This window comes from Phytohabitans flavus (assembly GCF_011764545.1).
In the GTDB taxonomy this organism is placed as follows: domain Bacteria; phylum Actinomycetota; class Actinomycetes; order Mycobacteriales; family Micromonosporaceae; genus Phytohabitans; species Phytohabitans flavus.
In genome coordinates, this window is the sequence record NZ_AP022870.1 from 5,289,129 (window position 1) to 5,314,322 (window position 25,194).

The window sequence follows — 25,194 nt, forward strand, 5'->3', positions numbered from 1 at the left end:
CGCCGGGTCAGGCGCGTTCCCGTTCCGCTGAAGGTGTCGAGTCGAGCAGGTCGGATGGCGCCACCGGCGCGGGCGCCGGCAGGCCGCGCGGGCCGCCGTCGCCGGACACCTGCTGCTCCGCCTCCTGTACCGACTGCTGCACCTCGTGCGCCGCGGCCGCCGCGGCCTGGGCGGCCTCCGCGGCCTCGCGCTCGACGGCGCCCGCGTCGACCTGCGCGGTGGGCGCGTCGCCGGCCGTCCCGGCCAGGCCGCCCAGCGCGCCGCCGAGGCCCTCCAGCGCCTTGGTCAGCTCGGCCGGCACGATCCACACCTTGTTGGCCGTCCCGTTGGCGATCTGCGGCAGCGCCTGAAGGTACTGGTACGCCAGCACCTTTTGGCTCGGGTTGGAGGTGTGGATCGCGTCGAAGACCGTGCGGATCGCCTTCGCCTGGCCCTCGGCCTGGAGGATGCGGGCCTGCCGGTCACCGTCGGCACGCAGCACCGCGGCCTGCTTCTCGCCCTCGGCGGTGAGGATCTGCGCCTGCTTGTGACCCTCGGCGTTGAGGATCGCGGCGCGGCGGTCCCGCTCGGCACGCATCTGCTTCTCCATCGAGTCGCGGATGCTCGGCGGCGGCTCGATCGCCTTGATCTCGACGCGGGTCACCTTGATGCCCCAGCGGCCGGTGGTCTCGTCGAGTACGCCGGACAGGTGCCGGTTGATCTCCTCGCGGCTGGTGAGCGCCTTCTCCAGGTCGAGCGAGCCGATCACGTTACGCAGCGTGGTGACCGTGAGCTGCTCGATCGCCTGGAGGAAGTTAGCGATCTCGTACGTGGCGCGCACCGGGTCGACGACCTTGAAGTACAGCACCGTGTCGATCGAGACCACGAGGTTGTCGGAGGTGATCACCGGCTGGGGCGGGAAGCTCACCACCTGCTCGCGAAGGTCGACCTTGGTGCGGACCGAGTCGATGAACGGCACCAGCACATTCAGCCCCGGACGGAGCGTGCGCTGGTAGCGCCCAAGTCGCTCGACCACGAAGTTGCGCTGCTGAGGCACGATCCGCACCGCGCGGATCAGTGTGATCACCACAAATAGCACAACAAATGCGACGATGATGCCTATAACTACTTCCATTTATCCCAACTCCCGGACCATCTCTACCTACCGGATCAGAAATCCCGCCAGACCATGGCGGTAGCGCCTTTGACCTCTATGACCCGCACTCGCTCGCCGGGCTCCAGCACCTGCGTCGCGTCGTACGACCGAGCGGTCCACAGCTCTCCGTCGATCTTGACCAGCCCGTGGTCCATGTCGACCTTCTCCAGGACCAGGCCCGTGGACCCGGAGATGGCCTCCACGCCCATCGGCGTCTCGTCCGCCTCCAGCCGGGCCAGCCGGTGTCTGCGGATCACCGGCCGCACGGCGACGAGCGAGAGGGTGGAGACGATCACGAAGACCGCGGCCTGCACCGGCACTCCCGCGCCGAGGGCGGCGGCTATCGCGGCGGCGAACGCGCCCGCCGAGAGCATGGTCAAAACGAACGTGAACGTAAACATCTCGGCGACTCCGAGCAACACGCCCAGAACGATCCAGAGAACTGCATCCACCCTTTGATCGTGGCACGTCACCGCACGTCCGGCGAGTCGCCGAACGGTAACGTCGGGGCTCCCGTGCCGTTGAACCACCATCGGGAGGTACGAAACGTGTCGCTGCTACCGGAAACGACCCGCCAGCTCGATGTGCTCGCCGCCCAGACGCAGGCCACCGGACGGGCGCCCTCGGTGGTGCTCGGCGTGGTACGGGACGGCGGGCTGGAGTACATGACGGGCGCCGGCGACCACCCGGCGCCGGACCCGGGCACCCAGTACCGGATCGGGTCGATCTCCAAGACCATGACCGCGACCCTGGTGATGCGGCTGCGCGACGAGGGGCGGCTCGCCCTCGACGACCCGCTCGACCGCCACCTGCCCGGCACGCCGGTGGGCAGCGTGACACTGCGGCAGCTGCTCGGGCACGCCTCCGGCCTCCAGCGCGAGCCGGACAGCGCCGGGTGGTGGGAGCGGACCGAGGGCACCGGCGTGGATACTCTGCTGGCCGGCCTCACGCCGGAGAAGCTGGCCCACCCTCCACACCGGACGTACCACTACTCCAACCTCGCGTACGGCCTGCTCGGCGCCGTCCTGGAGCGGATCACCGGCAAGCCGTGGATCGACCTGCTGACCGACCAGATCCTGGCGCCGCTGTCGATGCTGCGCACCACGTACCACCCGCAGGAGCCGTTCGCACCGGGGTACGTCGTGCACCCACTGCACGGCACGGTGCACGAGGAGCCGCGCACCGACACCGGCGCGATGGCGCCCGCGGGGCAGCTGTGGTCGACGGTCGCCGACCTGGCCCGGTGGGTCGCGTTCCTGGCCGAGCCGGTGCCGGAGGTGCTCGCCCCGCAGACCCTCGCCGAGATGTGCGTTCCGGTCGCCATCAGCGACCCCGAGACCTGGAGCGGAGGCCACGGCCTGGGACTCGAGCTCTATCGCCGCGGCGAGCGCGTCCTTGTCGGCCATGGGGGCTCCATGCCGGGGTACGTCTCCGTCATCGCCGTCCACCGCCCGTCCCGCACCGGCATCGTGGGGTACGCGAACGCGTACGGCTTCCCGCTGGGCCAGCTCGGCTTCGCCGCGCTCCTCGAGGTGCTCGACCGCGAGCCAGTACCGCCCCCGCCGTGGCGGCCGGGCGTGCCGCCTCCGCCCGAGGTGGTCGAGCTGTGCGGCCGGTGGTGGTGGATGGGGCTGCCGCACGACGCCACGTGGGTCGGCGGCGAGCTGGTGCTGGCCCGCGCCGGGCGGGACCCGTGGCGGTTCACCGCCGAGGGCACGGATCGCTGGCGGTGCCGCTCGGGCGCCAACGACGGCGAGACGCTCGTGGTACGGCGGGACGCCGCCGGCGCGGTCGCCGCGCTGGACATCGCCACGTTCGTTTTCACGCGGGACGCGGGTCAGCTTGGCTGATTCAGCGGATCCACAGGCACGCCACAGGACTCGTCCAGGCATGCCCGACATGCTGGCGTCCATGGAAAAGGTGAACGCTCAACCAACGACGATGGCCCGACGCAACGTACTCGCCGCCGGCGCGGTGGGCGTGGGCGCGGCCGGACTGCTGGCCGCCTGCGGTGGCGGCGACGAGCCGGCCCCGTCCACCTCGACGACCACCGCCGCGCCCCCGACCGGTGCGGCACCGTCCGGCTCCGCGAGTGGCGGGGCCTTGCCCGCGAACGCGGTCGCCCGCACCGCCGACATCCCGGTCGGCAGCGGCGCGATCTTCCCGGGCCAGCAGGTGGTGGTCACCCAGCCGACGGCCGGCGAATTCAGGGCGTTCAGCGCACAGTGCACGCACCAGGGCTGCCTTGTCTCCCAGATGGACGGTGCCGAGATCATCTGTGCCTGCCACGTGAGCCGCTTCTCCATCACCGACGGCTCGGTGATCGACGGCCCCGCCCCGAGCCCGCTCCCCGCCCGGTCGATCAGCGTGGAGGGCGAATCGATCGTCCTACGCTGAGTCGACGGTCACGAAGTCGATCAGGCGTTCCATCGCGTTGATGAGTGGAGTTTCCACATCGTGGAAGCTGTCCACTTTGGACAGGATGTGCCGCCACATGTCCACCGGGTCGGCCACGCCGAGGGCGGCGCACACGCCCTCCTTCCACGGCCGGCCCGGCGGTACCACCGGCCACGCCTCGATGCCCAGCCGCCGCGGTTTCACCGCCTGCCAGATGTCCACGTACGGGTGGCCGGTCACCAGCACGTACGGGGACGTCACGGCGGCCACGATCCGGCTCTCCTTCGAGCCGGGCACGAGGTGGTCCACGAGCACGCCGAGCCGCCGCGTCGCGGATGGGCCGAAGTCGCGTACCGCCCCGGCGAGCTCGTCGATCCCGTCCAGCGGCTCCACGACCACACCCTCGATGCGCAGGTCGTCACCCCAGATCCGTTCCACCATCGCGGCGTCGTGCACGCCCTCGACCCAGATCCGGCTCGCCTTGGCGACCCGCGCGCGTACCCCGTCGACCGCGATCGAACCCGACGCGGTGCGGCGGCGCCCGGCCGGCGCGGCGTTCTTGACGGGTTTGCGCAGCGTCACAGTCTGCCCGTCGAGTAGGAACGCGGCCGGCTCCAGCGGAAAGTTGCGGCGCTTACCGTGCCGATCCTCCAGCACCACCGCGCCGTACTCGAAACCCACGACAGCGCCGCAAAAGCCGGAGTCGGCGTCCTCCACGACCAGGTCGACCTCCGCGTCGACCTCGGGCACCACCTTGCGGCGGCGCCAGTTTCCCGCGAGTACGTCCTCGCCATACATGTTTGTGACGCTAGCCCCGCGCGTGGGGCATCCCACGCAGACGCGCCGCACCCGAGACAGGGCAGGGTCCAGCACGTACTCTTGCCGCATGTCCCCCGCAGCAGGTGCGGCGACCCTCGCGGCGCGCCGGTCCAGCCGGTTCGTGGCCTGGGTCCGCGCGTGGCGCGCCGGGCTGGTGCCGTATGACGAGGTCGCCGACGAGATCGCTGGCGACGAGGAGCACCTTGTCGCGGACGCGCCCGGCACCTGGACCGATGTGCCGCTGCGCGACGCGCTGCCCACGCTCTCCAAGCTGCGCCCCGACGAGATCCGGCTGGTGCTGCCGGCCCCCGGCGACCCACGCGGGCTGCCCGGCCCCGGGCCGTTCGCGGGCGCGGCGATCGTCACTGGCGAGGCGGTGGTCGCCGGCGAGCTCGGCTTTATTCCCGAGGTGCGCAGCCACACGTCCGGGTCTGGCGTGACGTTCGAGACCGTGCTGTGGCGGGTCTACCCGCTGCCCGCGCCGTCACAGTCCGCCGCGGGCGCCGAGCCGGGCACCGCCGAGGCCGAGTCCGACCTCTCTACCGCGCTCGCCGAGGCCACCGCCCGCCTCACCCGCCTCGACGTCGCCCAGTGGCGACCCGAGCTGGCCGGCGCGCTGGCCGCGCTGCGCCGCCCCGACGCGGGCATTGACCTTCCGCCGGGCTTCGACCCGCGGGCCCGCCGCCTATTCGCCCGCGCCAGCGTGCTGGATCGCGTGCTGGCATTGGCCGAGCACGCCGCACCGGGCGGCGCGGTCAACGGATACGAGGCGCAGGAGCGCGATGCGGCGCTCCGTCCACTCACGACAGCCTGTCGCCGCGCACTCGTCGCCGCCTGCAACGCCCCCCTCGCCCCCTGAGCGAAAGCGTTCCTTCTGCGATCAAGGACAAATAGCGGCCCGTACATTTTGTCGACGATCGGCAAAGAATTCCTTGATCGACGAAACACAAGCATCGATTAGGCATCTTCACGGATTTCCGGGCCAACGCGGCCGTCTCGCATGTGCTACCAATCATGAGTTCCATGAGGTTTGGCATACGAGGCGGACAGACGAGTGCGCTTACACGCGTTCGCAGACGAGGCTAAGGAGCGCGGCTACATCATGGTCGCCGCGCTTCTCGCGCCGAAGAATTTGGCGCCGGCGCGCCAATCGATCAAGGGCCTGATCATGCCTGGACAGCGACGGCTTCATTTCCAGAAGGAAAGTAACGGGCGCAGAAAACAGATCCTCGACGCCGTCGCCGCGCTCGGCGTCGAGGCGATCGTCTACGATGGACACCGGTACGCGAGCAACAAACCCGCTCGAGACGCATGCCTCGCCCGGCTCGTCACGGACCTCACCAAGCTCGACGTGGAGCGCCTGATTCTGGAAACCGAGGATGGCGCACTCAAGAGCGACAAGGCGCTCATCTTCGCCCAGCTACGTTCAACCGGCGACGGCAACGCGCTGCGGTACGCACATATGCGGGCCTACGAGGAGAGCCTCCTCGCGATTCCCGACGCGATCGCGTGGTCATGGGCCAAGGGTGGCCATTGGCGGGCGCGCATCAGCGAGATCGTCTCGGACGTACGAAAAGTATGAGGAGTCTCTGAAAGCGCGAAACCCGGCCCGCCCACCGTCCGGAGGGCTACCGGGTTCACTTCCTAGGTGCTACTGCACCAGGCATTTTGATGCTAGGCCACCGACGACGTCACCGTCAACCGAACACATCAGATCTCGTCGATCAGGTCGGCGACTGAGTCCACGATGCGGGACGGGCGGTACGGGTAGCGCTCGGTCTCGGCGCGGGTGCTGATGCCGCTCATCACGAGGATCGTCTCCAGCCCCGCCTCCAAGCCGCAGAGGATGTCGGTGTCCATGCGGTCGCCGATCATCGCGGTGCTCTCCGAGTGCCCATCGATGGTGTTGAGCGCGGACCGCATCATCATCGGGTTGGGCTTGCCCACGAAGTACGGATCGACGCCGGTCGCCTTGGAGATCATCGCGGCCACCGAGCCGGCGGCCGGCAGCGCGCCCTCCACGGACGGGCCGGTCGGGTCGGGGTTGGTACAGATGAAGCGGGCGCCGTCGTTGATCAGCCGGACCGCCTTGGTGATCGCTTCGAAGCTGTACGTACGGGTCTCGCCGAGCACCACGTAGTCCGGTGCGAAGTCGCTCAGGACATACCCGACGGCGTGCAGCGCGGTGGTGAGGCCGGCCTCCCCGATCGCGTACGCCGTACCGCCCGGGCGCTGGTCGACCAGGAACTGCGCGGTGGCCAGCGCGGCCGTCCAGATCGAGTGCTCCGGGACGTCGAAGCCCATCCGGGTCAGCCGTGCCTGGAGGTCGCGCGGCGTGTAGATCGAGTTGTTGGTCAGCACCAGGAACGGCTTGCCCGACGAGCGCAGCCGGCTGATGAACTCGGGCGCGCCGGGAATGGGCTGCCCCTCGTGTACGAGCACACCGTCCATATCGGTGAGCCAGGACTCGATCGGCTTTCGGTCGGTCGTCACGGAGCCCCCCTGCGCGGTGGCGGACAGCAGCCCAAGGAACACGTGTCCCAGAGCGGAAGGGTACCTAGCCGAGATCTCCGGGCACTATCCGCCGCGTTAACACGTTCCCGCACGAGATCGTGGACCATCGCCACGAAGCGCGGGTCGGTGCCGGGCGTGGCGGCCCGCACGTAGTCCAGGCCGAGGCGCTTGGCGGTGCTGGCCGCCTCGTTGTCGAGGTCCCAGATCACTTCGAGGTGGTCGGAGACGAACCCGATCGGGCTCACCACCACCCCCGTCACCCCGTCCGCGGCGAGCGCGGCGAGGTGGTCGTTCACGTCGGGTTCGAGCCACGGCACGTGCGGCGGGCCGCTGCGGCTCTGCCACACCAGGTCCCACGGCAGGTCGGGCGCGCCGGCGGCGGAGACAAGGGCGGCGGTCTCGTCGAGCTGGGCCTCGTAACGGCCGCCGTCCGGGCCCGCGGTCGCGGCCATCGACGTGGGTATCGAGTGAGCGGTGAACACCACCCGCACGTTGCCGCCGGGCGGGAGGGTGGCCCGCGCGGCCCGGACCGCGTCGGCGTGCGGCTCGACGAAGCCGGGGTGGTCGTGGAAGTGCCGCAGCTTCTCGATCACCGGCGCGCTCGGACCCACCGCCGCGCGGGCGGCCGCGATGTCCTCCAGGTACTGGCGGCACGCGGAGTACCCGCCGTACGCGCTGGTGACGAACGCGAGCGCCCGCTTGATCCCGTCGTCGCGCATCTGCGCCACGGTGTCGGCGAGCATCGGGTGCCAGTTGCGGTTGCCCCAGTACACCGGGAGGTCGGTGCCCCGCTCGATCTCCCGCAGCAGGTCGCGACACTGCTGGTTGATCGGGGACACCCCGCCGAAGTGCTGGTAGTGCTCCGCCACCTCGGCCAGCCGCTCGGGGGGCACGCCGCGCCCTCGGGTGACGTTTGCCAGGAAGGGCAGCACGTCGTCGGGATGCTCGGGCCCGCCGAACGAGACCAGAAGCAGCGCGTCATACGCCTCGCTCACGGACTCACGCTCCGATCGCGTGGAACCCGCCGTCCACGTGCACGACCTCGCCGGTGGTGGCCGGGAACCAGTCGGAGAGCAGCGCGAGGATCGCCTTGGCCGCGGCCTCCTGGTCGTTGAGGTCCCAGCCGAGCGGCGCCTTGCGTACCCACTCGTCCTCGAACTGCTCGAAGCCCGGAATCGACTTGGCCGCCATCGTGCGCAGCGGGCCGGCCGAGACGAGGTTGCTGCGGATGCCCTGCTTGCCCAGGTGCAGCGCGAGGTAGCGGGAGGCGGACTCGAGGCCGGCCTTGGCGACGCCCATCCAGTCGTACACCGGCCAGGCGAATTTGGCGTCGAAGGTCAGCCCGACCACCGAGCCACCCCGGCCCATGAGCGGCAGCGCGGCCATCGCGAGCGACTTGTAGGAGTACGTGGAGACGTGCAGCGCCTTGCTCACGTCCTCCCAGGGCGCGTCGAGATAGCCGCCGCCGAGGCAGCTCTGCGGCGCGAACGCGATCGAGTGCACCACCCCGTCGAGCCCGTCGACGTGCTCGCGCACCTTGTCGGCCAGCCCGGCGAGCTGCTCGTCGTTCTGTACGTCGAGCTCGATGACCGGCACCGGCTCGGGCAGCCGCTTGGCGATCCGCTCGACCAGCGACATCCGGCCGAAGCCGGTCAGCACGACCGTGGCGCCCTGCTCCTGGGCCAGCTTCGCGGTCGAGAACGCGATCGACTGATCGGTGATGACGCCGGTGATGAGCAGTCGCTTGCCGGCGAGCAGTCCTGACACGTACGCACCCTTCCTTCGGTCGGCGATGCCTCAGTGACCCATGCCCAAGCCGCCGTCGACCGGAATGACCGCGCCCGAGATGTACCCCGCGGCGTCGCTCGCCAGCCAGGTCACCGCGCCCGCCACCTCGTCGGGGGCGGCGAAGCGGCCGGCCGGGATGAGCTTCTTGTACTCCGCCTTACGGTCCTCGGGCAGCACGGCGGTCATGTCGGTGTCGACGTAGCCGGGAGCCACCACATTCGCCGTGATGTTACGGCTGCCCAACTCCCGGGTGATCGAGCGGGCGACACCCACCAGGCCGGCCTTGCTCGCCGCGTAGTTGACCTGGCCGGGCGAGCCGTAGAGCCCGACCACCGAGGAAATGAAGATCATCCGACCCCACTTGGCCCGCAGCATCTTGCTGGCCGCCCGCTTGGCGAGCCGGTACGACCCGGTGAGGTTGGTGTCCACCACCCGCGTGAACTGCTCTTCGGACATCCGCAGCAGCAGCGTGTCGTCGGTGATGCCGGCGTTGGCGACCAGCACCTCGACCGGCCCGAGCTCGGCCTCGATCGTCCCGAACGCCGCGTCGACGGCCGCCGTGTCCGTGATGTCGCACTCCACGCCGAAGAGCTCGCCCGGCACACCGCTGCCGCGGTGGGTGACGGCCACCCGGTCTCCCTGCTTCGCGAACGCCTGCGCGATCGCCAGGCCGATCCCCCGGTTGCCCCCGGTCACCAGCACGGTGCGGGCCATCGTAGCTCCTCCGCTCCTCGTCGCACGCCGGTTTGGCGCTCGCCGACCGACCAGACACTACCGGGGTATGACGCCAGGGATCACACCACGGCGGCACGACGCGATCGATCACACAACGTAATCTCCGTGGCGTGGGTTCAATCTCCCGCGAGGTCTGGGCTGGGCTGCGGCGCCTCTTCGCCGGGCCGGACTACCCGCGGATCACCATGCGCCTGCCGTGGTCGCGCATCAACGCGATCGTGCCCACGGTGGCCGCGTTCGCGCTGGTCGGCATCGCGATCGCCACCGCGCAGTACCTGATCGACGGCCGCGGGCTGCCACCGCTCAGCGGCTGGGCGATCGCGATCCTCACCGTCCTGCCGGTGCCGTTTCTGCTCCCCCGGCCGCTGTGGGCGTGGCGACTCATGTTCGTGAGCGCCCTCCTCGGCACGTTCAACCGCGATCCGGACCAGATTTGGCCGTGGAGCCCCGCGCACGTCGTGATCATCCTGCTGGTCCTGCTCGTGGTCGGCTCCCGGGTGGACCGCCCGGTGCTGCTGTGGATGGGCCTGTTCAGCCTGAGCACGGTCTGGCTCTTCGTACCGCCACACGCCGTCGTGGGCATCTCGCTGCTCTTCTTCGCCGTGGTGCTCGTCGCCGACGTCATCGGGCGGATCACCCGCAGCCGCAGCACGCTCAGTGATCGGCTCGCCGAGCAGTCCGAGGTGAGCGAGTTGGAGAAGGCACGGCGTACCGTGCTGGAGGAACGCACCCGGATCGCGCGGGAGATGCATGACGTGGTCGCGCACCACATGTCCATGATCGCGGTACAGGCGGAGACGGCGCCGTACCGCCTCCCCGACCTGCCCACCCCGGCCCGGGCCGAGTTCACCGCCATCGCCGGGGCGGCCCGAGAGGCGCTCACCGACATGCGGCGGCTGCTCGGCGTGCTGCGCAGCGAGGGCGCCGAGCCGTTGACCGCGCCGCAGCCCGGGCTGGCCGACATCCCCGAGCTCGTGGCCGCAGCGCAGCGGGCCGGCGTGACCGCCACGCTCGACGTGGCCGAGGGCGAGGCACCATCGGAGGCGGTCGGGCTGGCCGCGTACCGAATCGTGCAGGAAGCCCTCGCCAACGCGAGCCGGCACGCGCCCGGCGCGGCCGTGCGGGTCGAGATCCGCCCGTGGACCGCGGACCTGAGCCTGCGCGTCCACAATGGCCCGCCGCGCTCCGCTCCGGAGCCGGCACCCGGCGACGGGCACGGGATCGCCGGCATGCGCGAGCGGGCGACGCTGCTCGGCGGCGACCTGCTGGCCGGCCCGACCCCGGACGGAGGCTTCGCGGTGGCGGCCCGGCTGCCCTACGCACCACCCGCGGATCCAGACCCCGGGGGTACCGGGTGATCCGCGTGCTCATCGCCGACGACCAGGCGATGGTGCGGCAGGGTTTCGGGGCGCTGCTGGCCGCCCAGCCCGACCTCGTGGTGGTCGGCGACGCGGCCAACGGCGCCGACGCGGTCACCGCCGCCCGCCGGCTCGACCCCGACGTTGTGCTCATGGACGTGCGCATGCCCGTGCTCGACGGCCTGGAGGCGACCCGCCGGCTGGTGGGCGACCGCCCGGCGGGCAGCGAGCGACCGCGGGTGCTCATCCTGACCACGTTCGACCTGGACGACTACGTCTACGAGGCGCTGCGCGCCGGTGCCTCCGGCTTCCTGCTCAAGGACGCGCCCGCGGCCGACCTGGTGCACGCGGTGCGCGTCGTGGCCAGCGGCGAGGCGCTGCTCGCGCCCTCGGTGACGCGGCGGCTGATCGCCGAGTTCGCCGCCCGCCCCAGCCGCAACAGGCCGCGCCCGACCGCGCTGTCCACGCTCACCCCCCGCGAGACCGAGGTGCTGCGGCTGATCGCCCGCGGACTGTCCAACTCGGAGATCGCGGACGATCTCGTGGTCGCCGAGCAGACCGTGAAGACTCACGTCGGGCGGATCCTCGCCAAGCTCAACCTGCGCGACCGGGCACAGGCGGTCGTGCTGGCGTACGAGACAGGTCTGGTCGCGGCCGGCGAGTAGCACCTGGGTCGCTCACCGCCCGCGCGTAGCACCTGGGTTGTAAGGCAAGTGCAGACCCTGGTCCGACGCGCTGGCGACGGCCCGCGACAGACCCTTCTGGCCTGGTCGACGCCGTCGGCCGACGTCCACAGTGGACTACGCTCTGGCCGCCGCGTGCGCCACTTTCCCGACCCCGGCCGCCGGGCGGACACCACAGGCCGACCGATCGGCCAAGTGGGTACGGCGGGCTCCAGGGGTGTAGGATGGCGGACGGTTCTGAGCCCGGACGACCTCTGGAGGTGATCGCTGTGCGAGATAGCGATCCCCCTAGTCATACCGGGTCCACGCGTCAGCTGAGCTGACCGGTCTCTCCTCTTCCTTTCGCGCCCCGGGTAAGCGGCCCTGGGCGCACCGTCGCGCGTACCGCCAACGGAGAACCGCCATGAACCGTTACGCTGCCCCGCTGGGCTTCACTCTCGCCGCCGTCTGGGTGCTCGTCCTCTTCGTGCTCGTCTGAGCACTGCACCCCGAGCCCTCTGACTGTCCATTGAGGCCACTCGTGCTCCGGGTCGCCCGCGCCAGCCTGAACTGTCAGACGCGGGCCGCACACTGGTGCCGTGGTGGCATTCCAGAGACTCGATGAGATCCGTGGGTTCAGCCCCGACTCAGCGGGCGATCTCGAATTCCTGCTCTTCCGCCAAGACGGCGTCATCAGCCGGCGCCAGGCGCTGCGCTACTTGTCCGACAAGGCGATCCGGCATCGACTGGCCACCGGGCGCTGGCGCCACGCACACCACGCCGTGTACATAACATCACGCCGGACCGGTCACCGAGCACCAGCGCCGGTGGATCGCCGCCCTCGCCGTGGGCCGAGGCCGGATCGCTCCGGTTGCCGGGTTGTCAGCGCTCGCCGTGCAGGGGCTGCGGGGATTCGCCGCCTGGCCGATGCACGTGCTCGTCGGCGCGCACCGGCGCGACACCGATCCCCCGCCCGGCGTCGTGGTGCATCGCACGCGGCACCTGCCGGTCGAGGATCAGCACCCGGCGGGCAATCCACCCTGCACGATGCCGGCTCGCTCGATGATCGATGCGGCGCAGTGGGCACCGACCGACCGCGAGGCCGTCACCATCATCGCCGCCTGCTTCCAGCAACGCCTGGTGGGGCTCGCAGACGTCGAGCCGGCGCTGGCCAGGCTGCCACGCGTACATCGGCGCCCGGTCATCGTCGGGGCGATCGCGGACGCGGCCGGTGGCGCGGAGTCCATCTTCGAGATCGACTTCGCCCGGCTGTGCCGCAGCGCCGGCCTGCCCGAGCCGTCCCGCCAGGTCAGCCGCACCGATCGGTCCGGCCGCCGACGTTACCGGGACGTGTACTTCGACAGTTGGGGCGTACAAGTCGAGATCGACGGTGGACAGCACATGGAGGTCAGGGCCTGGTACGCGGACATGCGCCAGCACAACGAGATCGCCATCGCCGGCCAGCGTTTGTTGCGCTTCCCGGCTGGGCGCTCCGCCAGCGCCCGGACGAGGTGCTCGCCGACCTCCGCGCCGCGCTGCGCGCGGCCGGCTGGCAACCGGACGCGAGCGTCCGTGGCGAAAAACCGCCCCGATAGACGAAGCCTGTTCGATGCGCGAAGCGCCGCAACCCAAGCGGCCCGCCGCGCAAGCGCCGCACCACAAGCGGCGCTTAGGGGAGGCGGCTGGTCCAGAGGAGGCTCATGCCGCCCGCGGCCAAGGCGAACAGCAGCGCGATCCCCGCGTACCACTGCGTCACCTCGCGCGGCTCGACGCGGTGGCCGATCGAGCTGCCCATGTCCTCGTACACCTGCTTGAGCTCGCTCACCGACGCCGCCTCGTAGAAGAAGCCCTGCGTGGTCTCCGCGAGTTCGGCCAGCGCGAGCCGGTCGACAGGTACCGGCTGGAGCTGGCCGCCGATGTCGACCACGCCCGCGTCGGTGCCGAAGGCGATCGTGGAGACCGGCACGTTCGCGGCGGCGGCGGCCGACCCGGCCTCCTCGACCGAGCGGCCCGACGTGCGGTAGCCGTCGGAGAGCAGCACGATGCGGGCCGGCGGGATGCCCTGCGCGCCGTCGGCGGGCACCGACCGTACCGCCTCCAGGCAGGTGAAGACCGCCTCGCCGGTCGCCGTGGCCTCGGCCAGTGTGAGGCCGTCGATGGCCTGCTGGACCGCGAGCCGGTCCTTGCTCGGTGGCACGAGCACGTTCGCCGACTTGGCGAACGACACAAGCCCGAGGTTGTACGACGGGGGCAGCTCGGTCACGAACTGCTTCGCCGCCTCCTGCGCCGCCTCGATGCGGCTCGGCGCCACGTCGTCCGCCTCCATCGACAGCGACACGTCGATCGCCAGCATGATGGTGGCGCGTTCCAGTGGCTCCTCGCGGTCGATCGAAGGGCGGGCCATCGCGGTGGCCAGCGCCACAAGCGCGAGCAGAAACGTGCCGGCCGCGACGTGGCGGCGCCACCCCAGGCCCTTCGGCGCGAGGGTGCGCAGCAGGTCGAGGTTGGCGAAGCGGACCGCGTACTGCTTGCGGCGGAACTGCCGCCACACGTACACGGCCGCGATCGCGATCACCGGCAGCAGCGCGAGCAGCCACCACGGCTCGAGAAAACGGATCATCGCGTCGTCCCTCGGGTGCGTGCGTGCCGCTGGGCGGCGACGAAGCGGACCATGTCCAGCAGCCAGTCGGAGTCGGTACGCAGGCGCAGGTGGGCGGCATTCGCCGCGCGCAGGGCCTGGGCGATGGCCGCGCGCTGCATGCCGGCTGCCTCGGCGTACCGGCGCCGCAGCTTGGGGTCGGCGGTCTGCACCTCGTGCAGCGCGCCGGTCTCGGGGTCGACGAGCGTGAGCACGCCGACGTCCGGCAGCTCCAGCTCGCGGGGGTCGACCACCTCGATCGCCAGTACGTCGTGGCGCACCCCGAGCTTGCGCACGGGTCGGGCCCACTGCTCGACCGGCGCGAGGAAGTCGGAAATCACCACAGCCACACCCCGGCGGCGCGGTGGGCGGTTGAGCATGTCGACCAGGGCGCCCAGGTCGGAGCGTCCGGGCCTGATCTGGGTACGGGCGATCGCGCGCAGCAGCCCCTGCGCCTCCTTGCGCCCGGGGCGGGCCGGCATCCGCTGCACGTGGGAGGCGGTGCCCACCACCGCGCCGATCCGGTTGCCGCCCCGCACGGTGAGGTGCGACAGCGCCGTCGCCGCCGCGATCACCAGCTCGGACTTGAGGTGCTGGGCGGTACCGAAGTCGAGGCTGGCCGACAGGTCGACCGCCATCCAGGTCTCCAGCTCGCGGTCGGCCACCGTCTGCCGCACGTGCGGGTACGTGGTGCGCGCGGTGACCGGCCAGTCCATGCGGCGCACGTCGTCACCCGGCCGGTACTCCCGGGACTCCCCGCCTCGGTGCCCGGCCCCGGCAGCAGCCCTACGTAGTCGCCTTGCAGCAGCCCGTCGAGCTTGCGCGTGACCAACAGTTGCAGCCGCGAAAGTACGGCGTCCGCCCGTGCCGTCGTCTGCCCGTCCAGCGGAGGGCTCATGGCAGGTTGGGCCACGCACCGGCCGGCTGCGGCGCTCCGGGCGGCGGCGCGAGGGGCGGGGCAGACGCGGGTGCGGGGCCGGGGGTGGCGCTCTGTCGCGGCGCGACGGTGGGCAGCGGCACGGTGGCCATCACCCGGGCCACGATGTGGTCGGCCGGCACGTCGTCGGCGAGCGCGTCGTAGCTGAGCACCAGGCGGTGGCGGAGGATGTCCGGCGCCACGTCCTGCACATCCTGCGGCAGCGCGTAGTCACGGCCGCGCATCAGCGCGAGCGCGCGGGTGGCGCGCACGATGCCGAGGGAGGCGCGCGGGCTGGCGCCGTACTGAATCAGCGGGGCGATGTCCGGGATGCCGTGCTCGGTCGGGGTGCGGGTGGCGAGCACCAGCCGCACGGCGTAGTCGACCAGCGCGTTGTGCACGAACACCTGGTCGGCCTTGCGCTGGAGCCCGATCAGCTCGGACGGCGTGAAGATCGCTGACGGCTCGGGCGCGCTCACACCCATCCGGTACACGATCTCGCGCTCCTCGGCGTCCGTCGGGTAACCAACGATGATCTTCATGAGGAAGCGGTCGCGCTGGGCCTCGGGCAGCGGGTACACACCCTCCTGCTCGATCGGGTTCTGCGTGGCCATGACCAGGAACGGGTGCGGCACCTCGTGGGTCTCGCCGCCGATCGAGACCTGCTGCTCGGACATGACCTCCAGCAGCGCCGACTGCACCTTGGCCGGCGCGCGGTTGATCTCATCGGCGAGCAGGAAGTTGACGAAAACCGGGCCGAGCTCGATGTCGAACTTTTCGCTCGACTGCCGGTAGATCCGGGTGCCGATGATGTCGGCCGGCACGAGGTCGGGCGTGAACTGCACCCGCGAGAACGTACCGCCGGTGACCTTGGCCAGCGTCTCCACGGCAAGCGTCTTCGCCACCCCGGGCACGCCCTCCAGCAAGCAGTGGCCGCGCGCCAGTAGCGCGACGAACATCCGCTCGACCATCCGGTCCTGGCCCACGATCACCCGCTTGACCTCGAACAACGCTCGTTCGAGCAGCGTCGCGTCCTGTGCGGGCGTGCTGCTCTCGGCGGACGAGAGGGGTGCGTCGGGGCGCTCGGGCGTGGGCGCGTTGGCCACCGGTCCTCCACTGCGGTGCGGCGTCATCGGCAATGCGGCGGCGAGGTGCTGCCGCACCTAGCCTTACACGCCCAGCTAACCAGCCGGGGTCGCAGCGCCGGAAATCCGGTCGACCCAACGCGTCGTGGCTGGTCCAGGCGACCGAAAGTCTGGCCGCCGCTACCGCGTACGGACAGAGGCCAAACAGGCACGACCAACGGGTAGACATGAGGGGGTTTTTGATGTGTACGATTCAGCCGTCGCCGGGCGGCTTCCCCCGTGGCCGCCCGGCGCTCTATCTCCTCAACGCGCTCGTAAGCTTCTCGAAATGCAGAGTTCGTCGCTTCCGCTCGCAAGCTCCCGGAAGTGTTCCGCGCGTGGGTGCCAGGAGCAGGCCGTCTGGGCCCTCCGGTGGAATAATCCCAAGCTCCACGAGCCGGAGCGGCGCAAAGTCTGGCTCGCCTGCGAAGCCCACCGCGAGCACCTTAGCGACTTCCTCGCGGCGCGTGGGTTCCTTCGCGAGGTTGACCGTAGCCTGGAGGCGTGAGCGAGCGCAGCGAGCGAACCATTGGGCTCAGCACATCCCCCACCAGCGCGCTGGAGCCGTGGCCGGAGACGGTCGAGTGGCGCCCGGTCTCGCGTGATCTGATCTGGGTCGAGCTGATCGGCCTCGCGTCCTTCATGATCTTCGTGTTCGCCGGCCTGGCCATCCTCTGGGCCCTGACCGGCCACTGGATCTTCGGGCTGGCCCTGGCCGCCGCCGCGGTCATGACCGCCTGGCGGGTCACGGTCATCTTCCGGGCGGTCAAGGCCTGGGGGTATGCCGAGCGCGACAACGACCTGCTCGTACGCCACGGTCTGCTCGTGCGCCGGCTGTCGATCGTCCCGTACGCGCGAATGCAGTTCGTCGATGTCACCGCCGGCCCGCTGGAGCGGTCGTTCGGGCTGGCCACCGTCCAGCTGCACACCGCCGCGGCGGCCTCCGACGCGAAGATCCCCGGCCTGCCACCGGACGAGGCCTCCCGGCTGCGTGACCGCCTGACCGCCCTCGGCGAGGACCGCGCGGAGGGACTGTGAGTATCTCCGTCGCCACTGCCGAGCCTAGGCGGCGGCTGCATCCCCTTACGCCGCTGCTCAAAGGTGCCCGCGCGCTGGTGGTGATCATCGCGGCGCTCTCCTGGCAGACGCTCGGGCGGGTCGGGCTGGGCTGGTTCGCCGCGATGGTCGTCGCCGCGCTCATCGGCCAGGTGATCCTCGCCCTGATCAGCTGGTACTTCACCGGCTACCAGGTCGTCGGCCGGGAGCTGCGGATACACGAAGGGCTTGTCTTCCGCCGCACCCGGGCGATCCCGCTGGAGCGGATCCAGGCCGTCGAGGTGGTACGGCCGCTGCTGGCCCAGCTCACCGGCCTGGCCGAGCTGCGGCTGGAGGTCGTCGGCGGGGGCAAGACGGAGGCGCCGCTCGCATTCCTGACCGTCGACGAGGCCCGCACCCTACGCGAGCGGCTGCTGGTCCTGGCCGGCAAGGCGACCGCGACCGTCCCGGCCGCCGAGGTGGCCGACGGCGAGCCGGCGCCCGTCGCGCACCTGGAGCGGCCGATCCACGCGGTGGCCAACCGCGACCTGCTGATCAGCCAGCTGCTCACGCCGCAGACGCTGCTCATGCCGTTCGGTATCGCGTTCGTGGTGGTCCAGTTCGCGTCCGAGGCGACCTGGTCGTTCATCGGCATCGCGAGCACGCTGACCGCGATGGCCGGCGTGCTGCTCCAGCCCGTGCGCCGGATCCTCGCCGACTGGAACTTCCGGCTGGCCAGTCAGGACGAATCGCTGCGGGTACGCGGCGGCCTGCTCGAGACGCGCAGCCAGACCGTGCCGCTCGACCGGCTACAGGCGGTGACCGCGACCTGGCCGCTGCTGTGGCGGCGCAAGCGGTGGCTGCGGCTGCGGCCACACGTGGCCGGCGTCGCGGCGCCCAACGCGGGCGACGACTCCGGCGGCGCGCGGCTGCTGCCGGTCGGCGATCCGGAGACCGCGCGGCTCGTGCTCGGCGAGGCGCTGCCCGGGGTGGCGCTGGACGCGATCCCGTTCACCCCGCCCTCGCGGCGGGCCCGGTGGCTGCACCCCCTCGCCTGGCGGGTGCTCGGCGCCGCGCTGACCGACCAGGTTGTCGCGCACCGGGAAGGGCTGGTGACCCGGCAGGTGCTGGTCGTGCCGTACGCGCGGATCCAGAGTGTGCGGGTCGTCCGGGGGCCGCTCCAGCGCCGGCTCGGCCTGGCCACCGTGTACGCGGACACGGCTGGCGGCCCGAGCGCCGCGGCCCGCGACCGGGACGTCAGGGAGGCCTGGGAGTTGGCGGCGACCCTGGCGGAACGCTCGCGGGCGGCTCGCTCGGTGCTGGCTGAGCCGTAACCGCGCGCCACTTGGTCCACAAGGTCTCGGCCAGCCCTACCACCATGAATGTCGCACCCACGTACACCCAGCCGACCAGCACGTCGATCACGTAGTGCTCGCCGGAGTACACAAGGGTGAAGGTCATGGCGACCGGGTACGCGAGCAGCAGCGGCCACCAGCGCCGGCGTACCGAGCCCAGGAAGAAGAGCACCACGAAGAGCGCGAACGCGGTGTGCAGCGACGGCATCGCGGCCACCGGGTTGACGCCCAGCTGGCCGAGGTTGAGCAGGTTGCCGGCGCCGTGCATGCCGACCGCCGTCCAGCCGCGGTTGGAGATGCGGTCGACGTCCTCGATCAGCCCGTAGTGGGCGGCCCACCACGGCGGTGCGGCCGGGTACAGGAAGTACGTGACGAGCCCGGCGATCGTGAGGAACAACCACCGCCGCATGAACGCCACCCACCGCGCCCGCGCGATCAGCCACAGCACCACCGCCACGGCCAGCGCGACGACGAAGTGGGAGAAGTACACCCAGCTAGCCACCACGTCGTACCAGTACAGGTGCTCGGGGTGGTACAGGTGCCGCTGAAGCCACACCGTGGGTACCTCGCCGCCGAGCGCCCAGCCGAACATCCACCGGTCGGCCGCGACAAGCTCCCGCGCGTGCGGGGTGGCGCCGTTGTCGGCGAAGCCGCGCGACAGGCTGTACCCGGCGAGCAGCAGCACGACCGGCAGCCAGTCGCGGACGAAGCCCAGGTGGGTGCGCCACGGCTGCCCGATCCGCCAGGCGATGGTGGCGGTCCAGAGCCAGCCGAAGGCGTACAGCGGGTCTGTGGGCAGGCCGACGAGGAACCAACCGCCCACGAAGAGCAGCGCCCACACGCCCATGGCGATCACTTTGCGCCGCTGGCCGCGCACTGGAGGCGGGGAGTCCGCGGGCGCGGGAGACATCCTCGCGACCATCGGCCTCAGGTTAATGACAGGAGTACGTCAGATGGCCGGTGAGTGCGCTAGGTACGCCCATACGTGGTCTGCCTGGTTCGGAAGCGCCTACGCTATGCGGCATGGAACAGCAGCCGGATCCCGCGTTCACGCCGGGGTTGACCGCCCAGGTGGAGCTGACCGTCACCGACTCCGACACCGCGCAGGCGCTCGGCTCGGGTGACGTACCGGTCCTCGGCACACCGCGGGTGCTCGCGCTCGCGGAGGCGGCCACGGTGGTCGCGACGGCGCAGCTCATGCCGGCCGGCATGAGCACGGTCGGCGCGCGGGTCGAGCTGGACCACAAGGCCCCGACGCCGGTCGGCCGCACGGTCGTGGCGCAGGCCCGGCTGGCCAAGGTCAACGGCCGCCGCCTGCTCTTCGAGGTGACGGTGACCGACGGCTCGGCCACCGTCGCCGAAGGACGGATCGAGCGGGTGCTAATCGACCGGCAGAAGTTTGTGGAAAAGGCATTTGGTCAGTGAGCTGAGCGCTACCGTGCGGGGGCCGACGGCGCGGAGCGGAGGGCGGAGCTGTGGCAGTTGAGTTCGCCGAGGTCGGCGACAACGTGTTCGTTCTCCGGTACCCGGTGCTCGATGTCAACGCCACCCTCATCCTGGGCAACGGCGTGGCCCTGGTGGTCGACACCCTTGCCACGCCCGCGCAGGCAGCCGAGCTCACGGCCGCCGCCCGCCGGCTGACCCGCATGCCGTGGGCGCTGGTCAACACCCACCACCACTTCGACCACACCTTCGGCAACGCGGCGCTGGCCGGCGACCCGCCCTGCGACATCTGGGCGCACGAGGAGACGGTGTCGCTACTGCGCGCCCAGCCCGAGGCGGTGCGGCGGGAGGCATACGAGGAGGCGCTGCGGCTCGCCCCCGACCTGGCCGGTGAGCTTGCCCAGGCGCCCATCCTCGCCCCCAACCGCGCCGTGCACCTGGAGTCCACCGTGGACCTCGCCGGCCGCTTGGTCGTGCTGCGTTACCTCGGTCGCGGCCACACCGCCGGCGACCTGATCGTGCAGGTGCCCGACGCCGACGTGATCGTGGCCGGCGACCTTGTGGAGGAGGGCTCACCGCCGTCCTTCGGCGACGCCTACCCCCTCGAATGGCCCGAGGCGGTGGCCGAGCTGCTGCGCCTCACCACGCCCCAGACCGTGGTGGTACCCGGGCACGGCGCCCCGGTCGGCCCCAACTTCGTGAAGGGGCAGCACGAGGAGCTGGCCGCGCTGGACTGGCTGATCCGCGACGGACACCTCGACGGCGCCTCGGTGGCCGCGGTCGCCGCCAAGGCCCCTTTCGGCCCCGACGCCGCCCGCGTGGCCGTACGCCGCGGCTACGCCGAGCTGTCCGGGCGGACCAGCAGCTCGGGTCAGTAGCGCTCGACGAGGTGCTCCCGCCCGGCCGGCGGCTCGTAGGGCTCCGGCCAGAAGTCGGTGACCTTTGTGATCAGGCCGGCGTCGTCGAACTCGAAAAACGTCAGCGCCTGCTGCTCCTCGCCATCCAGGACGAAGCGGGCCCAGGTCGCCGCGTGCCGCTCCTCGCCGACCGCCATCTCCACGGCGAGGTGCCAGTCACCGGGATATTCCACATTGAACTGGACGTAACGCTCCTTGCCGAGGATCCGCTCCCGTGTCTGTGGCAGCTCGTAGACCACGTCGTCGGCGAGCAACGCGGCGAAGCCCGGCCAGTCGCGCGCCTCGGCCGCCGCCCAATACGCCATCACCGCGTCGTGTGACCTCGTCATGGCACGCAGAGTCGCACCTGGGTCTGACAGAATGGGCGCGAGTGCCATGGACGCCGAGGTCAAGACACCCGACGAGTACATCGCCGCGTTGCCGGAGCCGCGCCGGGGCGAGGTACGGATGCTGCATGAGCTGATCCGCCGCGAGGCGCCCGAGCTCGAGCCGCACATGGAGTCGGGCATGGTCGGCTACGGCACCTACCACTACCGGTACGACAGTGGTCGTGAGGGCGACTGGTTCGTGGTCGGGCTGGCCGGTCGCCGGGCGTACATCTCGCTGTACGTCAGCGCCTCGGACGGCGACAGGTATCTCGCCGAGACCTACCGCGACCGCCTGCCCAAGGCGGACATCGGGCGCAGCTGCGTGCGCATCAAGCGGCTGACCGACGTCGACCTGGCAACGGTCGCCGAGCTGGTCCGCGCCGCCGCGGCGGCCCACCCCGGCGCCTGACAGCGCTTTTGTGACGCGGAGGGTGAGGCCGCGGGAGCAGCGGTCCGGACCACCGCGGACGTCGCGGTAGCTCAAAGCTCCTGTCTCGGGCTCGCACAAGACGGCGGGCGGCATAGACGAGCGGCTATTGCCGCGGATATCGATTCATGATGCAATGTCGATGCCAGACGGCGCAGGGCTGACACGCGCCGTGCTGGCTGCCGGGCTTAGGGCCATGTGAGAGGCGCGCGTGCGTCCGAGATGGGACGGGTGCGCCGAGCCGAGCTGCCGCGCGCTTATTTTCCGTCCGCATCTCCCCGAATCCGGTGCGCGCCACCACGCGGCACCGGGCCTCGTACTGAAAGGGAGACCCTAAGGTGAAACTTCTACGCAGGGCTGCGGCTGCCGCCGCCGTCGCTGTGGTGGCCGCGGGCATCGTCACGGTGATCACGCCCGGCGCGGCCCAGGCGCACGGCGCCGCGATGGTGCCCGGCAGCCGTACTTTCCTGTGCTGGAAAGACGGCCTCTCGTCCACGGGCCAGATCATCCCCAACAACCCGGCCTGCCAGGCCGCGGTCGCCCAGGGTGGCGCCAACCCGCTGTACAACTGGTTCAGCGTCCTGCGCTCCGACGCGGCCGGCCGCACGACCGGTTTCGTGCCGGACGGTCAGCTGTGCGGCGGCGGAAACAGCACGTTCTCGGCGTACAACCTGGCTCGCAACGACTGGCCGCTCACCCACCTGACGGCCGGCGCGAACATGGAGTTCCGGTACAGCAACTGGGCGCACCACCCGGGCACGTTCTACTTCTACGTGACCAACAACAACTGGAGCCCGACGCGGGCGCTGGCCTGGAGCGACCTGGAGTCCACGCCGTTCCTGACGGTCACCAACCCGCCCCAGCGCGGTGCGGTGGGCACCAACGACGGCCACTACTACTTCTCCGGCAACCTGCCGTCGGGTAAGAGCGGCCGCCACATCATCTACTCGCGTTGGGTCCGCTCGGACAGCGCCGAAAACTTCTTCGGCTGCTCCGACGTCGTCTTCGACGGCGGCAACGGCCAGGTCACCGGCGTCGGCCCCGGCCAGGGCACCCAGACGCCCGGCCCGAACCCGACCACCAGCAACCCGGGCCCCAACCCGACCACGTCGAACCCCGGCCCTGGCCCGGGCACCGGCGCCTGCACGGCGACGTACCGCTCGGTCGGCTCGTGGAACGGCGGCTTCCAGGGTGAGGTCACCGTCCGCAACAGCGGCACGGCCAACATCCCCGGCTGGTCCGTCGGCCTGACGCTCGCGTCGGGCCAGAGCGTCAACAGCCTCTGGAACGGTACGCAGTCGGGCACGGCACCGAACCTGACAGTGCGGAACGCCGGTCACAACGGCGCGCTGAACGCGGGCGCGTCGACGACGTTCGGCTTCGTCGCGAACGGGCCGAGCACGACACCGACACTCAGCTGCTCGGTCGCATAACCACCGCATCACCGTCCGGGCCCGGCGCCGTATTCGGCACCGGGCCCGGTTCGCGCGCGACCACCCGTAGCTACGGATCGCGGTGCCGTAACGGTCCGTTTCCCCCACACCTCCAACCGGTTGCCATCCACCGCCATCATGGAGTCAGATCGAGGAACCAGATGGGCCGCCCGCGCGAGCGGTCCGTTTCGGTGTGGAGGCTCCCTTGGCTCCTGTGGCTCCGCCCACGGGCAGGTCCCGGCCCCGGTCCGGCCGGCATGGCGGTGCTGGGGCGGCCCAACCAGCAGCGCTGATCCTGGGCGAGGTGCACACCGGTCTACTCCAGAACGCCGGGGCGGTGAGCACCGCGATATCGGCCGAGATACTCCGGCTCGCCCCCGGCGGGCGCGTGCGCATATCCGAGCGGCCGATCTCGTACGCCGAGTCGCCGGAGGTGCTCACCGGCGTGGACTGCACCTTGGCCGGCGCCGCCGGCGGTCAGGTCCGCGGCGTCGGCACGATCGCCTCGCGCGCCACCCTGACCGGCGGCCACGTCCTGCAAGGCTCCTCGTACGCCGTGCTGGGCCCCAGCCGGCACACCCGCCGGATGCAGTGGGCGCACTACCTCTCCCGCCCGGGCCGGGTGGAACTCATCGGCAAGATGGGCACGGAGGACCTCGCCACCGGCTTCCTCGCTGACGGTCGGGACGCGGCGCGCCTCGACCTCGCCAGCGTGTCCGCGCGACTGATGGACGCGGTGCAGAGCCGGCCGGACGTCGACCGCCGCCCGCCGTTCCGCATTGCCCGCACCGAATTCCGCTGGAGCGCCGTGGCAGCGCCCAGCCGGACCATCCGGTTCACCGTCGTCAACAGCACCCTCCGGACTGCCTACCTCGAAGTCCCAGAGGACGAGATGCACGACGCGGTACGCCTCTGCGAGGATCTCGCACGGCACGACTGGCTACTCACGACACTGCTGAGGCTCCTGGAGCGCAGCGGGATCGGCGTAAACGCTCGCCGTCGCGTCGTCCATCGGCTGCGGCCCGCAGTCGACCACCTACTGCACCTGTGGATGCCCGCGGCCCGGATCCCGGAGCAGTTCCTGCCGCTTTGGCAGCTGTTGGAGCAGCGGTCCGGGCTCAGCCGGCAGTGGCTTGCCTGCGTCCAGCGGGTACGTGACCAGATGGACGCCGGGGCGATCCCGTCGCTGGACCTGCCTGACGACGATCCCGGGCTGGCACGGCGATGAGCGGGCCTCCGCCTGACGAGGGCGCCCTTGAGGCCGGCGGCTCGTGGCTGCGCCGGTCCTGGTCCAACGCCAGCCCGTCGCTCCGGATCGCCTGCGTCGCGATGTGGGGCGCCGGCGGCGCGGCGACCGTCCTCGGCGCGATCGGCGACTTCGCCGGCTGGTGGGAAAGCATGCCCTTCCTGACCAACGTCGCCTCGACCGTGACGGGCGCGCTGTTCAGCGTGCCGCTGGCGCTGGTGGTCTTCCAAGGGTTCGCGGCCAACGAGACGCAGAAGCGTGACCAGCGCGGCGTGGCGCTGCTCGCCAAGGCGACGGTCCGGGACATCCTGCACGACATCACCGGCCTGGCCCCGGATGCCACCGACCTGGACCAGCTGGCCGACCGGCTGCGGAAGCTCGACGACGAACTGCTTCCCGCGGCGCAGGACAACCGCAGCCAACCCCTCCTCGCCGCCGCGGTCGGCGAATGGCGAGAAGTCCACGAGCTCTGGTCGCGCACGCTGGTCTCCCAGGAGCGGGCCCAACGCCTGCTGCACGACGCGGCGACGCGGTGGAGGTTCATGCGGGAGCATGTCCAGCCGCACATGGTGCGCCAGCAGCTCGGCTGGATCTCCACGGAGGACACAAAGGAGATCGGGCGCCTACTCACGGCCGCTTCGGTCAGTTACTGGGACCCCGGTGAGCTGGATGACGAGCTGGTTCGCGCCATGGAGGCCCTGCTGACCGCCGACGACCTCCGCCCGCTGTCCCGATACTTCTCAGGCAGCCACTACGCCATCGTCGCCGGCATCGACGAGCAGGTGGAACAGTCGCAGGCCGCCGTTGCCTCGACCACGGCGCTGATCGCGGCGGTACGCCGCCTCGCAGCCGCCCACGGCTGGGCCGAACCTGGGTGACGCGAG

General features: G+C 71.0%; 26 protein-coding genes and 1 pseudogene. 14 read left to right on the top strand and 13 right to left on the bottom strand.

Features of this window, described 5'->3' with window-relative positions; translation table 11 throughout:
• Positions 1-7 precede the first annotated feature (7 nt).
• Together Pflav_RS23015 and Pflav_RS23020 are read right to left on the bottom strand one after the other, a co-directional pair.
• A complete protein-coding gene (locus tag Pflav_RS23015) occupies positions 8-1,114 on the bottom strand; it encodes an SPFH domain-containing protein (protein WP_173038108.1) in 1,107 nt (368 codons plus the stop codon).
• A 35-nt stretch (positions 1,115-1,149) separates the two neighbouring features.
• Entirely contained in the window at positions 1,150-1,587 is a 438-nt protein-coding gene (locus tag Pflav_RS23020; protein WP_173038110.1) for an NfeD family protein, read from the bottom strand.
• 96 nt (positions 1,588-1,683) lie between these two features.
• On the opposite strand from Pflav_RS23020, the gene Pflav_RS23025 reads away from it, so the two are divergent.
• Together Pflav_RS23025 and Pflav_RS23030 are read left to right on the top strand one after the other, a co-directional pair.
• The gene (locus Pflav_RS23025) at positions 1,684-2,985 is read left to right on the top strand and encodes a serine hydrolase domain-containing protein (protein WP_173038112.1); all 1,302 of its coding nucleotides are present in this window, start codon (positions 1,684-1,686) and stop codon (positions 2,983-2,985) included.
• A gap of 40 nt (positions 2,986-3,025) precedes the next feature.
• The gene (locus tag Pflav_RS23030; protein ID WP_232071794.1) at positions 3,026-3,532 is read left to right on the top strand and encodes a Rieske (2Fe-2S) protein; all 507 of its coding nucleotides are present in this window, start codon (positions 3,026-3,028) and stop codon (positions 3,530-3,532) included.
• Here the strand turns inward: Pflav_RS23030 and Pflav_RS23035 are convergent.
• Positions 3,524-4,330, bottom strand: a complete 807-nt coding sequence (locus Pflav_RS23035) for a DUF3097 domain-containing protein (protein WP_173038114.1) — start codon at positions 4,328-4,330, stop codon at positions 3,524-3,526. The genes Pflav_RS23030 and Pflav_RS23035 overlap by 9 nt on opposite strands.
• 88 nt (positions 4,331-4,418) lie before the next feature.
• Between Pflav_RS23035 and Pflav_RS23040 the strand changes: the two genes are divergently transcribed.
• Together Pflav_RS23040 and Pflav_RS23045 are read left to right on the top strand one after the other, a co-directional pair.
• Entirely contained in the window at positions 4,419-5,210 is a 792-nt protein-coding gene (locus Pflav_RS23040; protein ID WP_173038116.1) for a hypothetical protein, read from the top strand.
• A gap of 243 nt (positions 5,211-5,453) precedes the next feature.
• The gene (locus Pflav_RS23045) at positions 5,454-5,933 is read left to right on the top strand and encodes a hypothetical protein (protein ID WP_173038118.1); all 480 of its coding nucleotides are present in this window, start codon (positions 5,454-5,456) and stop codon (positions 5,931-5,933) included.
• A 128-nt stretch (positions 5,934-6,061) separates the two neighbouring features.
• Here the strand turns inward: Pflav_RS23045 and Pflav_RS23050 are convergent, their stop codons facing one another.
• Genes Pflav_RS23050 through fabG form a run of 4 tightly spaced genes read right to left on the bottom strand, consistent with a single transcriptional unit; the run spans position 6,062 to position 9,367 of the window.
• On the bottom strand, positions 6,062-6,895 hold the full coding sequence (locus tag Pflav_RS23050; protein WP_415624391.1) for an HAD-IIA family hydrolase: 834 nt from the start codon (positions 6,893-6,895) through the stop codon (positions 6,062-6,064).
• Positions 6,841-7,860 carry a ferrochelatase gene (locus Pflav_RS23055; protein ID WP_173038120.1) on the bottom strand — a complete coding sequence of 340 codons (1,020 nt, stop codon included), beginning with the start codon at positions 7,858-7,860 and terminating at the stop codon, positions 6,841-6,843. The genes Pflav_RS23050 and Pflav_RS23055 overlap by 55 nt, the downstream gene beginning before the upstream one ends.
• A gap of 4 nt (positions 7,861-7,864) precedes the next feature.
• Positions 7,865-8,632 (bottom strand): enoyl-ACP reductase FabI, encoded by a 768-nt coding sequence (fabI, locus tag Pflav_RS23060; protein WP_173038122.1) that lies wholly within the window; start codon positions 8,630-8,632, stop codon positions 7,865-7,867.
• 30 nt (positions 8,633-8,662) lie between these two features.
• On the bottom strand, positions 8,663-9,367 hold the full coding sequence (fabG, locus tag Pflav_RS23065; RefSeq protein WP_173038124.1) for a 3-oxoacyl-ACP reductase FabG: 705 nt from the start codon (positions 9,365-9,367) through the stop codon (positions 8,663-8,665).
• A gap of 131 nt (positions 9,368-9,498) precedes the next feature.
• On the opposite strand from fabG, the gene Pflav_RS23070 reads away from it, so the two are divergent.
• Together Pflav_RS23070 and Pflav_RS23075 are read left to right on the top strand one after the other, a co-directional pair.
• Entirely contained in the window at positions 9,499-10,746 is a 1,248-nt protein-coding gene (locus Pflav_RS23070; RefSeq protein ID WP_173038126.1) for a sensor histidine kinase, read from the top strand.
• Positions 10,743-11,411, top strand: a complete 669-nt coding sequence (locus Pflav_RS23075) for a response regulator (RefSeq protein ID WP_173038128.1) — start codon at positions 10,743-10,745, stop codon at positions 11,409-11,411. The genes Pflav_RS23070 and Pflav_RS23075 overlap by 4 nt, the downstream gene beginning before the upstream one ends.
• 879 nt (positions 11,412-12,290) lie before the next feature.
• Here Pflav_RS23075 and Pflav_RS23080 read toward each other — a convergent pair.
• The 4 genes and pseudogenes from Pflav_RS23080 to Pflav_RS23095 all read right to left on the bottom strand — a co-directional run bounded on the left by Pflav_RS23080 (position 12,291) and on the right by Pflav_RS23095 (position 16,095).
• Positions 12,291-12,809: a hypothetical protein gene (locus Pflav_RS23080; protein WP_173038129.1), complete on the bottom strand. Its 519-nt coding sequence runs from the start codon at positions 12,807-12,809 to the stop codon at positions 12,291-12,293.
• Positions 12,810-13,077: 268 nt separating this feature from the next.
• Positions 13,078-14,028: a VWA domain-containing protein gene (locus Pflav_RS23085; protein ID WP_173038130.1), complete on the bottom strand. Its 951-nt coding sequence runs from the start codon at positions 14,026-14,028 to the stop codon at positions 13,078-13,080.
• A pseudogene (locus Pflav_RS23090) lies at positions 14,025-14,944 on the bottom strand (DUF58 domain-containing protein). Before Pflav_RS23090 ends, Pflav_RS23085 begins: the two are co-directional and overlap by 4 nt.
• Positions 14,941-16,095: an AAA family ATPase gene (locus Pflav_RS23095; RefSeq protein ID WP_173042586.1), complete on the bottom strand. Its 1,155-nt coding sequence runs from the start codon at positions 16,093-16,095 to the stop codon at positions 14,941-14,943. The pseudogene Pflav_RS23090 and the gene Pflav_RS23095 overlap by 4 nt, the downstream one beginning before the upstream one ends.
• A 495-nt stretch (positions 16,096-16,590) precedes the next feature.
• Here Pflav_RS23095 and Pflav_RS23100 point away from each other — a divergent pair, with 495 nt between their 5' ends.
• Positions 16,591-17,124, top strand: a complete 534-nt coding sequence (locus Pflav_RS23100; RefSeq protein WP_232071798.1) for a PH domain-containing protein — start codon at positions 16,591-16,593, stop codon at positions 17,122-17,124.
• 2 nt (positions 17,125-17,126) lie between these two features.
• On the top strand, positions 17,127-18,455 hold the full coding sequence (locus tag Pflav_RS23105) for a PH domain-containing protein (RefSeq protein WP_415624392.1): 1,329 nt from the start codon (positions 17,127-17,129) through the stop codon (positions 18,453-18,455).
• Here the strand turns inward: Pflav_RS23105 and Pflav_RS23110 are convergent.
• A complete protein-coding gene (locus tag Pflav_RS23110) occupies positions 18,379-19,398 on the bottom strand; it encodes a phosphatase PAP2 family protein (protein WP_173038132.1) in 1,020 nt (339 codons plus the stop codon). The two genes, Pflav_RS23105 and Pflav_RS23110, sit on opposite strands and share 77 nt — an antisense overlap.
• A 101-nt stretch (positions 19,399-19,499) precedes the next feature.
• Between Pflav_RS23110 and Pflav_RS23115 the strand changes: the two genes are divergently transcribed.
• Together Pflav_RS23115 and Pflav_RS23120 are read left to right on the top strand one after the other, a co-directional pair.
• A complete protein-coding gene (locus Pflav_RS23115) occupies positions 19,500-19,901 on the top strand; it encodes a thioesterase family protein (protein ID WP_173038133.1) in 402 nt (133 codons plus the stop codon).
• A gap of 50 nt (positions 19,902-19,951) precedes the next feature.
• Positions 19,952-20,797, top strand: coding sequence for an MBL fold metallo-hydrolase (locus Pflav_RS23120; RefSeq protein ID WP_173038135.1), 846 nt, complete (start codon positions 19,952-19,954; stop codon positions 20,795-20,797).
• On the opposite strand, the gene Pflav_RS23125 is transcribed toward Pflav_RS23120, so the two are convergent.
• Positions 20,791-21,165 (bottom strand): nuclear transport factor 2 family protein, encoded by a 375-nt coding sequence (locus Pflav_RS23125; RefSeq protein ID WP_173038137.1) that lies wholly within the window; start codon positions 21,163-21,165, stop codon positions 20,791-20,793. The two genes, Pflav_RS23120 and Pflav_RS23125, sit on opposite strands and share 7 nt — an antisense overlap.
• 46 nt (positions 21,166-21,211) lie before the next feature.
• On the opposite strand from Pflav_RS23125, the gene Pflav_RS23130 reads away from it, so the two are divergent.
• From Pflav_RS23130 to Pflav_RS23145, 4 genes are all read left to right on the top strand, one after another.
• Entirely contained in the window at positions 21,212-21,613 is a 402-nt protein-coding gene (locus Pflav_RS23130; protein ID WP_173042588.1) for a DUF1801 domain-containing protein, read from the top strand.
• Between the two features lie 356 nt (positions 21,614-21,969).
• Complete coding sequence (locus Pflav_RS23135) at positions 21,970-23,064, top strand: lytic polysaccharide monooxygenase (protein WP_377308201.1); 1,095 nt, start codon at positions 21,970-21,972, stop codon at positions 23,062-23,064.
• Positions 23,065-23,368: 304 nt separating this feature from the next.
• Complete coding sequence (locus Pflav_RS23140; RefSeq protein WP_173038139.1) at positions 23,369-24,292, top strand: SCO2521 family protein; 924 nt, start codon at positions 23,369-23,371, stop codon at positions 24,290-24,292.
• A complete protein-coding gene (locus Pflav_RS23145; RefSeq protein WP_173038142.1) occupies positions 24,289-25,188 on the top strand; it encodes a hypothetical protein in 900 nt (299 codons plus the stop codon). Before Pflav_RS23140 ends, Pflav_RS23145 begins: the two co-directional genes overlap by 4 nt.
• Positions 25,189-25,194: the final 6 nt, after the last annotated feature.

What these genes read in the sequence shown, in the direction of transcription:
- Pflav_RS23015 (WP_173038108.1), bottom strand. Translation starts at nt 1,114, where the DNA reads ATGGAAGTAGTTATAGGCATCATCGTCGCATTTGTTGTGCTATTTGTG.
- Pflav_RS23030 (WP_232071794.1), top strand. Translation starts at nt 3,026, where the DNA reads ATGCCCGACATGCTGGCGTCCATGGAAAAGGTGAACGCTCAACCAACG.
- Pflav_RS23035 (WP_173038114.1), bottom strand. Translation starts at nt 4,330, where the DNA reads ATGTATGGCGAGGACGTACTCGCGGGAAACTGGCGCCGCCGCAAGGTG.
- Pflav_RS23040 (WP_173038116.1), top strand. Translation starts at nt 4,419, where the DNA reads ATGTCCCCCGCAGCAGGTGCGGCGACCCTCGCGGCGCGCCGGTCCAGC.
- Pflav_RS23045 (WP_173038118.1), top strand. Translation starts at nt 5,454, where the DNA reads ATGGTCGCCGCGCTTCTCGCGCCGAAGAATTTGGCGCCGGCGCGCCAA.
- fabG (WP_173038124.1), bottom strand. Translation starts at nt 9,367, where the DNA reads ATGGCCCGCACCGTGCTGGTGACCGGGGGCAACCGGGGGATCGGCCTG.
- Pflav_RS23085 (WP_173038130.1), bottom strand. Translation starts at nt 14,028, where the DNA reads ATGATCCGTTTTCTCGAGCCGTGGTGGCTGCTCGCGCTGCTGCCGGTG.
- Pflav_RS23095 (WP_173042586.1), bottom strand. Translation starts at nt 16,095, where the DNA reads ATGACGCCGCACCGCAGTGGAGGACCGGTGGCCAACGCGCCCACGCCC.
- Pflav_RS23110 (WP_173038132.1), bottom strand. Translation starts at nt 19,398, where the DNA reads ATGGTCGCGAGGATGTCTCCCGCGCCCGCGGACTCCCCGCCTCCAGTG.
- Pflav_RS23115 (WP_173038133.1), top strand. Translation starts at nt 19,500, where the DNA reads ATGGAACAGCAGCCGGATCCCGCGTTCACGCCGGGGTTGACCGCCCAG.
- Pflav_RS23125 (WP_173038137.1), bottom strand. Translation starts at nt 21,165, where the DNA reads ATGACGAGGTCACACGACGCGGTGATGGCGTATTGGGCGGCGGCCGAG.
- Pflav_RS23130 (WP_173042588.1), top strand. Translation starts at nt 21,212, where the DNA reads ATGGACGCCGAGGTCAAGACACCCGACGAGTACATCGCCGCGTTGCCG.
- Pflav_RS23145 (WP_173038142.1), top strand. Translation starts at nt 24,289, where the DNA reads ATGAGCGGGCCTCCGCCTGACGAGGGCGCCCTTGAGGCCGGCGGCTCG.